Origin of the sequence: Amycolatopsis sp. WAC 04182, from assembly GCF_003947465.1 — a bacterium.
Taxonomy (GTDB): domain Bacteria; phylum Actinomycetota; class Actinomycetes; order Mycobacteriales; family Pseudonocardiaceae; genus Amycolatopsis.
This window is the reverse complement of record NZ_QHJJ01000005.1, coordinates 417,716-432,377: the sequence shown is the minus strand read 5'-3', so window position 1 is coordinate 432,377 and position 14,662 is coordinate 417,716. Positions and strand designations below refer to the sequence as shown.

Sequence of the window (14,662 nt, the reverse complement as noted above, 5' to 3'; positions counted from 1 at the left end):
GCGACGCCCTTTACGCTGGAGCGGCATCAGGCTCGACCTTCCACTGCTTCTGGTTGTCCACTCCAGAGTTCGACGGGAGATCGGGAATCTCCACGAAGTTCGTGCCGATCTGCGCGAAACCGGTCGCACTCTGGAAAAACTTCCCTTGCTGCTCGACTGCCGCGGCCAGCAGATTGACGAAGCTGGTGACGAGTTCCCCGAGAGCCTCCACGATGGTATCGATCACGTCGGCCCACATTATGGCGTTGAGTCCTGGGACCACCGAGGAAAGAGCAGCCAAGATCATCTTGATGTCGATCGTGGCCAACCGGCCCGCGCAAACACCCAGAAATTCGATGGCTTTCGCGTAGGTAGTGACAACACTGTCGGCGAGATTGGCCAGCAGTCCGGATACCTCAGCTACCGCTTCCTGTTCTTTTTCCAGCGAATCGGTAACCCTGGACACGTAGGCCGTGAACTGATCCGCCGCCCGACCCGTCCAGGTCCCGGCCAGCGACTGGACCGCATCGCCCAGATCGTCACGAGCGACCTGAACCGCCTTGTTACGCGAGAACGAGGCGGCCATTTCCTGTATGCGTGCCGGGTTGCCCAAAAGCCTGTCTCGAACGTCGTCCAGCAGCCGGAGAATATCCGGGCGGGCGATGAAGGGCAGGTTGGCGAACTCACGGATTTTCGCGTCGGCACCCTGGGGATACTCTGGCGGAGCAGTGATCGGGGCACTCATGGTCAGTTCGAATCCTTCTCGATCTCGATAAGCCGTTTGTAGTGCTCCTCGTCCTGAGCGTCGTAGTAGTCGGCAGCCTTGTCCATCGCCGTACCCAGCCCGATCAGGCGGTCGAAGTTTCGCCTGCTCTTGTCCTGCATTTCGACGATCATCGAGCCGAACGCCTGCACGACATTCACCCGATCTCCGAGCATCCCCACATCATGGGAGGAAAGACTCAAACCACCCAGGTCATGGGTGGCGAAATCGCGAAGGATTCCTGCGGAATGATAAATGTCCTCGGTCGCTTTACGCAGCGATTCCGGATAGACCTCGTAGCCAGAGCCATTCGAACTCGTCACTTTTCCGTCCCCCCAGATGCTTCCGCGATCATGGCTTCCCGACGGGCCGACGCCGCGTTTTCCGCCTCGTTGATCGCCCGCAGGACATGACCGGCCAGACTGGCACCGGTTTGCATACCCGCCACGTCCCGATCCAGCTCGACCGAAATCAACGATCCCGAACCATCCACGGTCACCGCACCAAGACCCGCGCCGATATTCCTGGTCAAGGCTGTCGTTCGACCACTTCGCGCGGCCTGTTCGATCGCAGCGACTCGAGCATCGATTTCCCTGGCCAGGTGGTAGAGCCTGTCGTGAGCGTTCACCAGCGCTCGTCCGTCTCTTCGTCGGAGAGAAAGTCCATCTCTTCGAAGCTCTCCTCATGACCAGCGTCGTCGGCTTCCGGCCTGCGACGTGGCGGCGGCGCCACGACCTGCTCAGGCCGCACGTCCTCCGTCTCGCTCGGCGACCAGACCTGGCTCGGCCCACGCGGTGGTGGCGGCCGCAGTCCGAACAAGGCGCTCAGCTCTGGTACCGACGCCTCGTGCGCCGCCCCCCTGGCCGCCCGGACGGCCTGCAGGATGCCGGGCCCCAGGTTCTGGATATGAGCTCCGTCCAGCGCGGAATCCTCGATCTGTAGATCGATCAGCTTCCCTTGCCCGGTCACAGTCGCCTGCACCGCACGATCAGCGGACCTACCGTTGTGCCGGGCCGCGGCAAGACGCGTTTCCATCTCGCTCGCCTGCGCGCGCATCGCGCGCGGATCTCGTGGCACGGTCATGCGCGCATCACGACGTCAAGCATCGTGCTCCCTCCTCCACCAGCAGCCGTTTGACCGCCGGTGCCCGGCTGACACCTTACTGTGACGATCTACGAGTGCAAGGGGATTGGGGAGATTGCGACGAGCGTCTACCCTTCGGCGCGCTTGATCTGTCCTACCTTCGAGCTGAGTGCGGCGTCCTTGTCGAGCACCAGTTGCTCCAGATCCGCCTGGAACCGCGCCATCTTCGCCTGAAGCTCCACATCGGACGCGGCGAGGATGCGCACCGCGAGCAGGCCCGCGTTGCGCGCCCCGCCGACGGAGACCGTCGCGACCGGGACGCCCGCGGGCATCTGCACGATCGACAGCAGCGAGTCCATGCCGTCGAGGTACTTCAGCGGCACCGGCACGCCGATCACCGGCAGCACCGTCGCCGACGCGACCATGCCCGGCAGGTGCGCGGCGCCGCCGGCGCCCGCGATGATCACGCGCACACCGCGCGAAGCGGCCGAAGTCGCGTAGTCGAGCATCCGCTGCGGAGTGCGGTGCGCCGAGTAGACGCCGACTTCGTATTCGACGCCGAACTCGGCCAGCGCCTGCCCGGCCGCTTCCATCGTCGGCCAGTCCGAATCGCTGCCCATGATCAGGCCAACCTGCGGCGCCATTTCCTACTCCTAGTGAATTTCGTAGCCGTCGAGCCAGACGGCGTGGGAAAGCCAGTGCGCGGCGAGCAGCGCTCGGTCGCGCAGCTCTTCCATGCGTTCGCCGACGAGGTTGACGTGGCCGAGTTTGCGGCCGGGACGTTCTCCCTTGCCGTACAGGTGGACGCGGATGTCCGGGTACCGCGCAAACAGGTGGTGCAGCCGTTCGTCCGGACCCATCGCCGGGGCCTCGGGGGCGCCGAGGACGTTCGCCATCACACAGGCGGGGGCGATCAGGTCGGTCACGCCGAGCGGGTAGTCGAGCACGGCACGCAGGTGCTGCTCGAACTGCGAGGTCTTCGAACCGTCCTGGGTCCAGTGTCCCGAGTTGTGCGGACGCATGGCCAGTTCGTTGACCAGCAAGCCTTCGTCGGTCTCGAACAGCTCGACGGCGAGCAGGCCGGTCACGTTCAGCGTCGCGGCGATCCGCAGCGCCAGATCCTGCGCCTCTTGCGTGCGCTGGACGCTCAGCCCCGGCGCCGGGGCGAGCACCTCGGTGTTGATCCCGCCGGACTGCACGGTTTCCACCACCGGCCACGCCGCGCCCTGCCCGAACGGCGACCGGGCCACGAGCGCGGACAGCTCGCGCCGCATGACGACCTTTTCCTCGACCAGCAGCGGGGTTCCGGCGTCGAGCAGTTCGGGGACGGTCTCGCGGGCGTGCTGCGCGGTGTCGAGCATCCAGACACCCCGGCCGTCGTAGCCGCCCTGCGCCGCCTTGAGCACCACCGGCCAGGAGTGCTTGTCGCCGAAGGTGATCACATCGTCCACAGAGGACACTTCGGCGAAGGCTGGGCCCGGGATCTCGAGCCCGGCCATCATCTCGCGCATGACGAGCTTGTTCTGCGCCATCGACAACGCGGCCGGATCGGGCCGAATGGTGACGCCTTCCATCGCGAGCGTCAGCAGATGTTCGCCGGGAACGTGTTCGTGGTCGAACGTCAGCACGTCGACCCCGGCGGCGAACGAGCGCAGCGCTTCGAGGTCGGTGTGGTGCCCGTGCACGACCTCGCCCGCGACGAGGCCGGCGGATTCGTTCTCCCCGGCGGCCAGCACGCGCAGGGACTGGCCGAGGGAGATCGCCGCCTGGTGGGTCATCCTGGCCAGCTGTCCGCCGCCCACCATGCCCACGATCGGAAGACCGGTTCGTTTGTCCACTGGCCGAAATTCTCTTTTCCGCTGAGGCCACATTCCATACTGCGGTGTGCAGATTACTTGGCCGCCACCGCCACGACCTGGGCGGACCCGCGTCGCAGCTCCCGCACGGCCAGGCCTGTGATGGCGATCGCAGCCGTGAGGACGTAGACGTTCCCGAGCAGCGACCAGCCGAGGCCCCAGCCGAACTCGGTCTCCCCGCCGTTGGGCACGAACATGATCAGGCCGCTCGCGAACAGCACCGCGACGCCCGCGGCCGGAACCCACGATCGGCGGGTCACGAGCAGGACGAGCAGCGGCACCGTCCACACCCAGTGGTGTGACCAGGACACCGGCGAGAGCAGCAGCCCGTAGAACGCGGTCACCAGGAGCGCGCCGACCGGGTCGCCGCGGCGGTGCAGGCGCACGACCAGCCAGACGGCGGGTACGGCCAGGACGGCGGCGATCGCGATGGCCACCGTCAGCGACCACGGCGCGAGCTCCGAAGCGCGGTTCACCAGACCGTTGAGCGACTGGTTGAAGATCCAGTGCACGGAGCCGACCCGGCTGGGGTCGGTCGCCGATTCGGTCCAGAACCGGACGGCGTCACCGGGGATCACCGCGAACATCACCGCTTCGAGCGCGACGAACGTGCCGAGCGCCCGCAGCGCGTCCTTCCAGCGGCCGGTGAAGAGCAGATGCGGCACGAAGATCAGGGGCGTCAGCTTGATCGCGGCCGAAATCCCGATCAGCACCCCGGCCCAGCGCGAACCGCGCGCCGAAAGCACGAGGACGTCGAGGACGATCAGCGCCATCAGGATGAGGTTGATCTGCCCGAGGAAGATCGTCTTCCACACCGGCTCCAGCGCCAGCGCGCCCGCGGTGGCCAGCGGCAGAACCCACCACCGGGTGATCGGGGCGCCGCAGGCGCGAGCGGCCACGGAGATCACGACGCTCAGGCAGACCACGGAGAGCGCGCCGACCACACCCCAGGTCAGCCCGGCCGGGACGATCGCGAGCGGCAGGAACAGCGGCGCCGCGGCCGGGGTGTAGGTGAACGGCAGCAGCACCCACGGCGGCAGCGTCGTCAGCGCCTCGCGGGTGTAGAGCGGTTCGCCCTTCAGCAGCGTGAGAGCGCCAGCCCGGTAGACGGCGCTGTCCGCGCCGAGGTGCCATTCGCCGAGCCACGCGACGACGCCCAGCGCGAGCATCGCCAGTGCGAGCGCACCCGCCAGCGTGGCCCCGACGACGCGGGGCTCAACCGCCGGACGCGACTTCGGCATGCTTTTCCGCGTCCCCCGTGCTCCGCTTCCGGCGCAGGTACCACCACCGTCCGGCCAGCGCGAGCGCCAGCACCAGCGGCATGAAGATGTACGCGCTGCCGAGGATGTTCTGCCACACCTGCCAATGGAGCTCGACGTTGCGGCCGTTCGGCAGGATCAGCAGGACACAGCTGATGAAGACGAAGAACACGGCGAAGGTGCCGAGCCAGCGTTTCCACGCGGTGGCGGGCGTCGTCTTCGGCAGCCGCGAGACCAGCAGGACGACCAGCGGCGCCACCCACACCCAGTGATGGGTCCAGGAGATCGGCGAGATCAGCAGGATCCAGAACGCCGTCACCAGCATCGCGGCGAGCGCCTGACCCTTGCGATGGAAGCGCAGCACCAGCCAGATCGCCGGGATCGCGAGCAGCGCGCCGATCCCCATCGCCGCTTTCGACGCCCAGGGCGCGAGCTCGGTGAAGCGGTTCATCAGCGCGTTCAGCGACTGGTTGCCCGCCCAGTGCACCGGGCCGATACGGCCGGTGTCGGGCAGCGTGTAGGTCCAGTACCGGGCCGCGTCGTGCGGGATGATCAGGAACATCAGGCCCTGCATCACGACGAAGGTGACGAGCCCGCGGACGGCGTCCATCCGGCGGCCGGTGATGAACAGATGCCCCAGGAACACGATCGGGGTGAGCTTGACCGCGGCCGCGACGCCGACGAGCACGCCGCCCCAGCGGCTGCCCCGGGCCCCGATGACCAGGATGTCGAGCATCACCAGCGCCATCAGGATGATGTTGATCTGACCGAGGAAGATCGTGCGCCACACCGGCTCGAGGCCGAGGAAGACCAGGAAGAACGCGATCGTCGACCGGGCGGGCGAGGCCCACCAGCGGGGACCGTCGGTCGACGGCTTCGGCAGCGCACCGATGGCGATCCGGACGCACAGCGCCAGCGCGAGCAGCGAAACCGCGGTCAGGAGCCCCCAGGCGACCTGCGTCGGGACGATCGCGAGCGGGATGAACAGCAGCGCGGCCGTCGGCGGATAGGTGAACGGCAGCAGCGCCCACCACGGTTCCACCGGAAGGGTGTTCGCGTCGTACAGCGGGTCGCCGTTCAGGAGCGTCTCGGCACCGGCACGGTAGACCGCGCTGTCCACGCCCAGCACCCATTCGTGCTGCCAGCCCCAGATACCGAAACCGATCGCGACCAGCGGGATCACGGACAGGATCAGGATCGATCTCGGCCGGACGGACAAGCGGGCGAGCGACTTCCGCAGCGACAGACGATGCTGCGGGCGGCTCGCCGAAACATCGCCGTTGGCGTCGGCGGGAACAGTCCGGGTCACGCGAACAGGAAATCATGAACCGGGTCGTCCCTGGTCGACAGGGTCGGCCGTGACCTGGAGAACGTCTTACGCTACCCCGCGTCAGGAGCGCGCGAGGGTGCCGAGGAGATCACACGCGAGGTCGTAGGTCGCCGGGAGCCGGACCGCCGAAATCTGCGGGCGTCCGGTGTCACGCAACTGGGCGTCCACGGAAAGCCGCTCGTTGAGCGCCCTTCGCAGCGCGACGCCGGACGAAGCGAGCCGCACGTCCTTCGGCACGAGGGCGCCCGCGACGGACGGCCCGATCGAGGCGACGCTCTCCCCGCCGTCGAACACCTGCTTGAGCGCGTCCGCGACCAGGATCATCCCGGTCAGCCGGGGCCAGCCCGCGACCGAGCTGAAGTCCATCGAGACCACGAGCAGCGTGTGCGCCTCCGCGACCGGCCGCTCGTCACGGCGGGCCTGGCGGTACAGCTCACTCAGCCGGGTCCTCAGGTAAGCGGCCGTGGGCAGCCCGGTGAGGGGTTCGGTGACCTCGGTGTTCACCAGCTGGTCGGTCGCGACGTCCGCCCAGGCGAGCGCCGTCACCCGGAGCAACCGGGACGGTGTGGAGTCGACATCCGGCGCGAGGAAACCGTCGACCGCGTCCGGGTCGGCGAGCACGGCGTGCAACGCCGCGAGGTCCGCGAGCGTTTCGGCGAGCCCGGCGCCCGCGGCGGCCCGTGCCCGGCCCAGTCCCGCGAGGGCGGTCTCCGCCACTTCCGCGGGAGCGACCCGGCCGTTCTTGATCACCGCCGCGCAGACGGCGTCGACCTCGGGGAGGCCCCAGTCACTGGGGAAACGCCAACCCGCGGCCAGGCTGGCCGTCCGCCAGCGGGCCCGCAGTGCGCGGAGCGTGCGATCTCGTTCGAACCGGTTCCAGGCGGCTTGCCCGTCGGATCCCCCGGACGGCGCACCGGTGGCCGGTACGTCCACTGCCCACCGCCCCTTTCCGTTCCGATCTTTTCGATCTTGCGATCGCTTCACGGTGGGGACGCCGCTCCACGCCGCGCGTGACGGCGTTTTCCAAGGATCTTTCCGAACTCTTCGGTAACCCAGGGCGGGTGAAGGTGTTGCGCTCTCCGGGTCATCGGAGGGGCCGCGAGGTGACGTGCGTCGCCCAGTCCGTCACACTGAGCGGGTTCGGGCGTTTAAACAGTAGACCCGCCGAACCAGCAGATGAAGGAGCCCCGTGTCCACCGTTCCCGCCGATCTCTCCGGTAAGAGTGACGCCGAGCTGATCGCCGAGGTGCGTGACGGGAAGATCGCGTCTTACGGAACCCTTTACGAGCGCCACGCCGGCGCGGCGCACAACCTCGCACGCCAGCTCGCCCGCTCGAGTTCCGAAGCCGACGACCTCGTCTCGGAAGCCTTCGCGAAAGTACTGGACACGCTGCGCGGCGGCAAAGGCCCCGACGCCGCGTTCCGCGCGTACCTGCTGACCGCGCTCCGGCACACCGCCTACGACAAGACGCGCAAGGAAAAGCGCGTCGACCTGAACGAGGACATGTCCGACGTCGGCGGCGCCGTCGGCGAGGCGCTGACGGTCCCGTTCTCCGACACCGCCGTCGCCGGGCTCGAGCGCACGCTCGCCGCGAAGGCGTTCGCGCGGCTGCCCGAGCGGTGGCAGGCCGTGCTGTGGCACACCGAGATCGAGGGGCAGACGCCCGCCGAGGTCGCGCCGCTGCTCGGCCTGACCGCGAACGGTGTCTCCGCGCTCGCCTACCGCGCCCGTGAAGGGCTCAGGCAGGCCTATCTGCAGGTCCACCTGGCCGAGAACTCGGCCGAACGCTGCCGCGCGAGCGCGGACAAGCTCGGCGCCTGGACCCGGGACGGGTTGTCCAAACGCGAACGGACCCAGGTGGAGAACCACCTGGACGAATGCGAGAACTGCCGCGCGCTGGCCGCGGAACTGGCCGACGTCAACACCGGTCTGCGCGGGATCATCGCGCCGATCGTGCTCGGTGGCGCGGCTCTCGGTTACCTGGCGACGACCGGGGCGGGCAAGGCGAGCGCGGTCACCGCGGCCGCGACGGCCGCCGCCGCGGGTTCGAGTTCGGGCGGCGCCGCCGGTGCCGCCGCGGCCGGACCGCGCCAGTTCGCCGGCGTGGCCGGATCGAGCGCGGCCATCGTCGCCGCCGTCGCGGTGGCGCTCGCCGCCGGTGGCGGCACCCAGGAGATCCCGGCCGCCGCGGCGGTCCCGCCGCCCGCCGTGGCACCCGCTCCCAAACCGGCCGACCCGCCCCCGGCGCCGCCTGCCGCCCCGCCGCCGGCGCAGCAGCCGGTGCCGCCCGCTCAGCAGGTGCCTCCTCCGGCCCAGGCCCCGGCGCCGGCCCCGGCCCCCACACCCGCGCCTTCGCCGACGGACCCGGCGCGTCCGTCGATGTCGGCGTCGACCCCGCCCGGTGGTGTCCAGCTCAAGCCCGGTGTACCGGCCAACCTGCCGATCACCGTGCGCAACGATGGTGGCTCGAAGTCCGAGCCCGTGGCGGTTTCCCTGAATCTGCCGGACGGTGTGCGGGCCATTCCCGCCGCCGGTGGCGGTGCGGTGGGCGCCAACGGCTTCCGGCAGCAGGTTCCCGCCACGATCGCGGTGAGCTGCCCCGGCGGCACGGGCACGGTGACCTGCCGGACCGGTACCGGCCTCGAGCCACGCCAGTCCGCGGTGCTGACGTTCCGGCTGCTCGCCGACGAAACGGCCAGGGACGGCAGCTTGGTGACCGGTTCGGTGACGGCGGGCGCGCAACTCAGTGTCCGGGTCGAGGTGCAGGTCAAGGTGCCGGCACCACCGAAACCCCCGGCGCCGCGGGACGACCTCACCCTGACGGCCACGAGCGACGGGCTGTCCGCGTTCCCCTGGAACCGCAACCCGCGGGTGAACATCCACGTCAAGAACACCGGCGAATCGACGAAGCCGGTGACGATCACTCTCGACCATCGCGTTCTCAACTCGTGGAGCTTCTCCGGCATCCGATGCACTCCGACCGGCGAAGGTGCGTCGTGCACTTCGCGTGGCTCGCTGGCGCCGGGGCGCCAGGCGAACCTGATGGTGACGCTGAAGGGCCGTCCGCCTGCGCATGTCCCGGTGACGGTGAACGCCACCCTCGGCACTGCCAAGGCGAAGCCTGCCGAGGTCTACTTCGACTGCTGGCATCACTGGTGTGACGACAACGCGCTGCTTCCGTCGACCACGGTGCCTTCGCTGCCTTCGGTCACCTCGAAGCCTTCGGGCGCTCCAGACACGACGAAGCCCGGGCGGCCCGGGTGGCCTGTTCCCACGAAGAAGTCTTCGCCGTCCGTGACGCCTTCGGCGCCCGCTCAGCAGGAGCCGTCCCAGCCGGAGACGACCACGAGCGCGCCGCCGCGGCCCGGCAAGACCAAGCCGTCCACGCAGCCCAACGGAGTGGTCGACCGCATTTTCCAGTAGCGTCGCCCGCATGCGGGGGAAGCATCGCGAACTGCTGCGGTTCGTACTGGTCGGCGGCGCGAGCTTCGTCATCACGATGACGATCACCTACGGGCTCAAGTTCACCGTGCTGACCGACAAACCGGTGACCGCGCTGGTCATCGGCGTGCTGGTGGCGACCGTTTTCTCGTACGTCGCGAATCGTGAATGGTCCTTTCGCTCCCGCGGCGGGCGTGAGCGAGCCCACGAAGCGGCGCTCTTCTTCCTGCTCAGCGCGATCGCGCTCGGACTCAACGCGCTCCCGCAGCTGGTTTCGCGGTACGTGTTCAAGCTGGAGCAGCCGTATGTCGGGCTGCTGACCCAGGAGATCGCCGACTTCGTCAGCGGCGTGATCATCGGCACCCTGCTCGGCACGGCGTTCCGCTGGTGGTCGTTCAAGAAGTGGGTCTTCCCGGAGGCGGACGCGCGGCCGCGGCTGGTGCGGGGCGGCGGGCGGGAGATTTCCGACATTCCCGACGATTCCGCCGCCTGATCCGCCCGCCGGACGGCAGCAAAGGTCCCTTGCTCTCTTTTCGCAGGCGCGGCGCGGCAGCAGGAGCGAGCGGCCGGCCAGGGGTCGCCGCCGAATCACCCAAAGCGGCCTATACCGCGCTGTCCATCCCCTGCCGACCCGTTCGGCGGGCGACGCGAATTAGACTGATCTGGTGACCGTGGTCGAATCCGTCCTTTCCAGGACGCCCGAGCCGCTCCGATCCGTGCTGATCAAGCACCGTGAGCTGTTGAAGTTCGCGATCGTGGGCGGCACGACGTTCCTGGTCGACAACGGCGTCTGGTACCTGCTGAAACTCAGCGTGCTGGAGTCGAAGCCGACCACGGCGAAAGCCATCGCGATCATCGTCGCGACGATCGTGTCCTACATCCTCAACCGCGAGTGGTCCTTCCGGACCCGCGGCGGCCGCGAGCGGCATCACGAAGCGGCGCTCTTCTTCGTGATCAGCGGCATCGCCGTGGTGGTCAACCTGATCCCGCTCTACACGTCGCGCTACATCTTCGACCTCGAAGTGCCGCACGTGACGCGGTTCGTCCAGGAGCTGGCGGACTTCACCAGCGGGTCGATCATCGGCATGCTGCTGGCGATGTTCTTCCGCTTCTGGGGTTTCAAGAAGTGGGTCTTCCCGGACGAGCTGGGCAAACGCCGCCGGGACAGCGACGAGCCGGACGAGGACGTCATCCCGCTCCGCTAAGTACTTGTCACAAGACATGTGATTGTCTAGGGTCATCCATGTCAACGTTCCTCCACTGATGACGCCGGCCGGGTTCGCACGGTCGAGCGGGACGAATTCGAGGTGATCGCCAAGCGCGAAGAGGACCGCATCCGGTTCGGATGACGGTTGAGCCTTTTCCCGTCTTGGCGGGGATCCGGGGCCGCTTTCGAGCGCTGCTCCGCGTCCCTCGCGTTCCCTCGTTTCTTCCAGTGAATGGATCTCTTTCTTGAGCACCGCTCTCGGCGCGCCTCCGCGCGCCCGAAACACCCTTGCCCTCGTCGGACTCTTCGCCGCCGTGTTCCTGGCGATGCTCGACGCCCAGGTCGTCGCGACCGCGCTGCCGCGCATGGTCGGAGAACTGGGCGGCGCCGCGTCGTTCGCCTGGGTCACCACCGCCTATCTGCTGGCGGGCAGCGTCAGCGCGCCCGTCTACGGAAAACTCGGTGACCTCTTCGGCCGCGAGCGCGTCGTGCTCGCCGCGATCGCGCTGTTCGTCCTCGGCTCCCTCGCCTGCGCGGTGGCGCCGACGATGCCGCTGCTGATCGCCGCCCGCATCCTGCAGGGCATCGGCTCCGGCGGCCTGTTCGTCGCCGTCGCCGCGATCATCGGCGAACTGTTCCCGGGACGCGAAGGCGCCCGCTACTTCGCCTGGTTCTCGATCTGCTTCGCCGGCTCTTCGCTCGCGGGCCCCGTCGTCGGCGGCGTCCTGACCGACCTCGCGGGCTGGCGGTCGATCTTCGGTCTCAACGTGCCGATCGGGCTGGTCGCGTTCGGCGTCGTCACGCGATATCTGCGCCTCGAACGACGCCGGACGACCGCACCTTTCGACTTCGCGGGCATCGTCGTCCTGTCTGGCGCGATCGTCGGCCTGACCCTGGCGACGCCGCTGTCGGCCTCGATCGGCGCGGTGCTGCTCGTCGCCTTCCTGCTCATCGAACGCCGGGCGGCCGAACCGGTCATCCCGCTCCGGCTCTTCCGCTCCCGGATGTTCGGCCTCAGCGTGCTGGCCAGTGCCGCCGCCGGGTTCGTCTTCCTGGGTTCGGTCAACTACCTGGCGCTCTTCCTGCAGACCGCGGGCGGCGCCGGACCTTCGGAAGCCGGGCTCCTGCTGCTGCCCATGACCCTCGCGGTCGCCGCGTCGTCGATGGTCGCGGGCCGGGTCATCGCCAAGACCGGCGCCTACCGCTGGGCACCGATCCTCAGCACGACCCTCGGCCTCGCCGCCGCGCTCGCCATGTCCACAATGGACGAAACGACGCCGTTGCCGATCGTCGTCGCCTATCTCGTCGTCTTCGGCGCGGCCGCCGGGCTCACCATGCAGGTGCTTTCCCTGGCGGCCCAGCAGAACGTCGCCAGGACCGATCTCGGCGCCGTTTCGGCGACCGTCGGTTTCCTGCGCTCCCTCGGCACCACGGCCGGGCTGACCGTTTTCGGCGCGGTGTTCACCAACGCCTTCACCGACGACAGCCCCGCCGGCTACTCCGCCGCGCTCGACGGCGTGTTCTGGGCGATGGTCCCCGCCTTGGCCGTCGGCCTCGCCGCTTCCCTCTTCCTGCCGCGCGTTTCCTTGCGGCGCAACCACTAAGGAGTCCTTCGATGATCCTCGTACTCGGTTCCACCGGCAAAATCGGCCGCGAACTCGTCCCCGCGCTGCTGGACAAGGGTGCTCGCGTGCGCGCTCTGACGCGCGACCCCGCCCGCGCCCGCGTCGATCCGCGTGCCGAGGTCGCCGCCGGTGATCTCGACGCCTTCGATCCCGCGCTGCTCGACGGCGTCGACCGCGTGTTCGTCCTGACCTCGGGACACGGCTCGGACCCGCTCGCCCAGGAGCGGGCCGTGCTCAAGGCCGCCATCGGCGTCTCGCACGTCGTCAAACTCTCCACCACCGGAGTCCACTTCGGACAGACCGACCCCATCTCCCTCGTGCACGCCGAGGCCGAACAGGCCGTGCGCGAAGCCGGGCCGGACTGGACGATCCTGCGTCCCGGGACGTTCATGGACAACCGGTTCGCCTGGCTGCACGCCGTGCGCGGCGACGGGATCGTCCGCGTCCCCGAAGGCGATCCGGCGTCCGCGCTGGTGCACGTCCGCGACATCGCCGAAGTCGCCGCGACCGTGCTGATTACCGACGGGCACGCCGGCAAGACGTACCCGATCACCGGCGGCGAAGCGCTCACGACGCGACGGCAGGTCGAGATCCTCGGTGATGCCCTCGGGCGACCGCTGACGTACGTCGAAGAGCCCGAAGCAGCTTCGCGAGCCCGGATGCTCGGGTACGGCTGGCCCGCTTCGGCCGTCGACGGGATCTTCGAGCTCAAACGACAGTCGGCCGGGAATGAGGAGATCGTGTTCGACACCGTCCGTGAACTGCTCGGGCGGGCGCCGCTGACGTTCGCGGACTGGGCTCGGGAGCACGCCGCCGCCTTCGCCTGACCTGCGGAAAGGGAGCAAGGGACCTTTGCTACCGCCTGGGCCGTGTCCTGCAATGTACGGTTTTCACAGGGGGTCGTGAGCGGCAAGGACGGTTCTAACCCTCTTTATCACTCACGACCCCTTGGTGAACCACTCAAACCGGGCTAATCGGGCACCGCCTTCTCGGAGAGAGCCCCTTGCGGACAGTTGGAGCGGCGGTGGCGTCCCGCAAGTGGTCGTGCAGCCGAAGCGTGTCGCGAAAGCCACTTTCGCGACGTCTGATGTCCCGAAAGTGGCTTTCGCGACACCTAGGCGCGGAGACCGCCAACAGGACTTGCAAGACACCGCCTTGCCGCCTTCGCCTGACCGTGAAGGCCTCCTTACCTACCTTCAGGGTAGGCAAGGAGGCCTTCACGGACTTGAGACCCAAACTTGCGCCGAAAGGGTTAATGGCTTGGGCGAGCCACCGCGATACGCGACACTCATCAGGCGTTTAATTTTCGCCGGTCCGCTGTCCGGACCACGCGTTGTCCGCCGGCCGGCCCTCTCGCTAACGTGCCGCGTCGGGGAGACAGGGGGAACCGTATGAACGAACGCCTTCGTGTGCTCGTGGTCGACGACCATCCGCTGTTCCGGTTCGGGGTCTGCACCCTGCTCGCCAACGAACCGCTGATCGACGTGGTCGGCGAGGCCGCGAGCGGCGCGCACGCGATCAGCGCGGCGAGCGCACTCGGTCCCGACGTCGTGGTCATGGACCTGCATTTGCCCGATATCAGCGGCGCCGACGCGACCCGGCACATCGTCGCCGAACGGCCGGACGTCGGCGTGCTCATGCTGACGATGGCCGACGAAAGTGAATCCGTTTTCTCCGCGATGCGTGCCGGAGCCCGCGGATATCTGCTCAAAGACGCGGAGCCCGACGAAATCATTCGTGCCGTTCACGCCGTCGCGAGGCGCGAAGCGATCTTCGGGCCCGATATCGCGACGCGCGTTCTCGGCTTCTTCAACCACGCGCAGCCGAGTACGGACACGGTGTTCCCGGAACTCACCGTCCGCGAACGAGAGGTCCTCTCGCTCATCGCGGGCGGGCACAGCAACACCGCCATCGCCAGCACGCTCTGCCTCAGCCCGAAAACCGTGCGGAACCATATTTCGAACGTCTTCAGCAAGCTCCACGTCGCGGATCGCGCCGAAGCGATCGTGCTCGCCCGCGAAGCAGGGTTGGGCCGCTGAAAAAGCGACCCCGATCAGGGCGGCTTTTCGGGCAATTCCGGGACCGGAGTCCCATGCGCTCGGGACACCTCACCCGGCA

General features: G+C 68.3%; 15 protein-coding genes. 6 read left to right on the top strand and 9 right to left on the bottom strand.

Going from position 1 to position 14,662, the window contains the following annotated elements; all coding sequences use genetic code 11:
* Nucleotides 1-10 precede the first annotated feature (10 nt).
* From DMH01_RS28090 to DMH01_RS28050, 9 genes are all read right to left on the bottom strand, one after another.
* Nucleotides 11-724 (bottom strand): WXG100 family type VII secretion target, encoded by a 714-nt coding sequence (locus DMH01_RS28090; protein WP_125680194.1) that lies wholly within the window; start codon nucleotides 722-724, stop codon nucleotides 11-13.
* Between the two features lie 2 nt (nucleotides 725-726).
* Nucleotides 727-1,065 carry a hypothetical protein gene (locus DMH01_RS28085; protein ID WP_125680193.1) on the bottom strand — a complete coding sequence of 113 codons (339 nt, stop codon included), beginning with the start codon at nucleotides 1,063-1,065 and terminating at the stop codon, nucleotides 727-729.
* Entirely contained in the window at nucleotides 1,062-1,370 is a 309-nt protein-coding gene (locus DMH01_RS28080; protein WP_125680192.1) for a YbaB/EbfC family nucleoid-associated protein, read from the bottom strand. Before DMH01_RS28080 ends, DMH01_RS28085 begins: the two co-directional genes overlap by 4 nt.
* Nucleotides 1,367-1,825 (bottom strand): YbaB/EbfC family nucleoid-associated protein, encoded by a 459-nt coding sequence (locus tag DMH01_RS28075; protein ID WP_125680191.1) that lies wholly within the window; start codon nucleotides 1,823-1,825, stop codon nucleotides 1,367-1,369. The genes DMH01_RS28080 and DMH01_RS28075 overlap by 4 nt, the downstream gene beginning before the upstream one ends.
* Before the next feature lie 128 nt (nucleotides 1,826-1,953).
* Complete coding sequence (purE, locus tag DMH01_RS28070; RefSeq protein WP_125680190.1) at nucleotides 1,954-2,469, bottom strand: 5-(carboxyamino)imidazole ribonucleotide mutase; 516 nt, start codon at nucleotides 2,467-2,469, stop codon at nucleotides 1,954-1,956.
* Nucleotides 2,470-2,478: 9 nt separating this feature from the next.
* Entirely contained in the window at nucleotides 2,479-3,663 is a 1,185-nt protein-coding gene (locus DMH01_RS28065; protein WP_125680189.1) for a 5-(carboxyamino)imidazole ribonucleotide synthase, read from the bottom strand.
* 53 nt (nucleotides 3,664-3,716) lie between these two features.
* Entirely contained in the window at nucleotides 3,717-4,922 is a 1,206-nt protein-coding gene (locus DMH01_RS28060; RefSeq protein WP_125680188.1) for a glycosyltransferase 87 family protein, read from the bottom strand.
* Entirely contained in the window at nucleotides 4,897-6,249 is a 1,353-nt protein-coding gene (locus tag DMH01_RS28055) for a glycosyltransferase 87 family protein (protein ID WP_125680187.1), read from the bottom strand. The genes DMH01_RS28060 and DMH01_RS28055 overlap by 26 nt, the downstream gene beginning before the upstream one ends.
* A gap of 81 nt (nucleotides 6,250-6,330) precedes the next feature.
* Nucleotides 6,331-7,203: a hypothetical protein gene (locus DMH01_RS28050; RefSeq protein ID WP_007031897.1), complete on the bottom strand. Its 873-nt coding sequence runs from the start codon at nucleotides 7,201-7,203 to the stop codon at nucleotides 6,331-6,333.
* A gap of 256 nt (nucleotides 7,204-7,459) precedes the next feature.
* Between DMH01_RS28050 and DMH01_RS28045 the strand changes: the two genes are divergently transcribed.
* The 6 genes from DMH01_RS28045 to DMH01_RS28020 all read left to right on the top strand — a co-directional run bounded on the left by DMH01_RS28045 (nucleotide 7,460) and on the right by DMH01_RS28020 (nucleotide 14,583).
* Complete coding sequence (locus DMH01_RS28045; protein WP_125680186.1) at nucleotides 7,460-9,694, top strand: sigma-70 family RNA polymerase sigma factor; 2,235 nt, start codon at nucleotides 7,460-7,462, stop codon at nucleotides 9,692-9,694.
* Nucleotides 9,695-9,704: 10 nt separating this feature from the next.
* Entirely contained in the window at nucleotides 9,705-10,205 is a 501-nt protein-coding gene (locus DMH01_RS28040) for a GtrA family protein (protein WP_125680185.1), read from the top strand.
* Between the two features lie 172 nt (nucleotides 10,206-10,377).
* Nucleotides 10,378-10,917 carry a GtrA family protein gene (locus DMH01_RS28035; RefSeq protein WP_034304834.1) on the top strand — a complete coding sequence of 180 codons (540 nt, stop codon included), beginning with the start codon at nucleotides 10,378-10,380 and terminating at the stop codon, nucleotides 10,915-10,917.
* A 247-nt stretch (nucleotides 10,918-11,164) separates the two neighbouring features.
* A complete protein-coding gene (locus tag DMH01_RS28030) occupies nucleotides 11,165-12,523 on the top strand; it encodes an MDR family MFS transporter (RefSeq protein ID WP_125680184.1) in 1,359 nt (452 codons plus the stop codon).
* Between the two features lie 11 nt (nucleotides 12,524-12,534).
* Nucleotides 12,535-13,371 (top strand): NAD(P)H-binding protein, encoded by an 837-nt coding sequence (locus tag DMH01_RS28025; protein WP_125680183.1) that lies wholly within the window; start codon nucleotides 12,535-12,537, stop codon nucleotides 13,369-13,371.
* Between the two features lie 564 nt (nucleotides 13,372-13,935).
* Nucleotides 13,936-14,583: a response regulator transcription factor gene (locus tag DMH01_RS28020; RefSeq protein WP_125680182.1), complete on the top strand. Its 648-nt coding sequence runs from the start codon at nucleotides 13,936-13,938 to the stop codon at nucleotides 14,581-14,583.
* The last annotated feature ends 79 nt before the right edge of the window (nucleotides 14,584-14,662 follow it).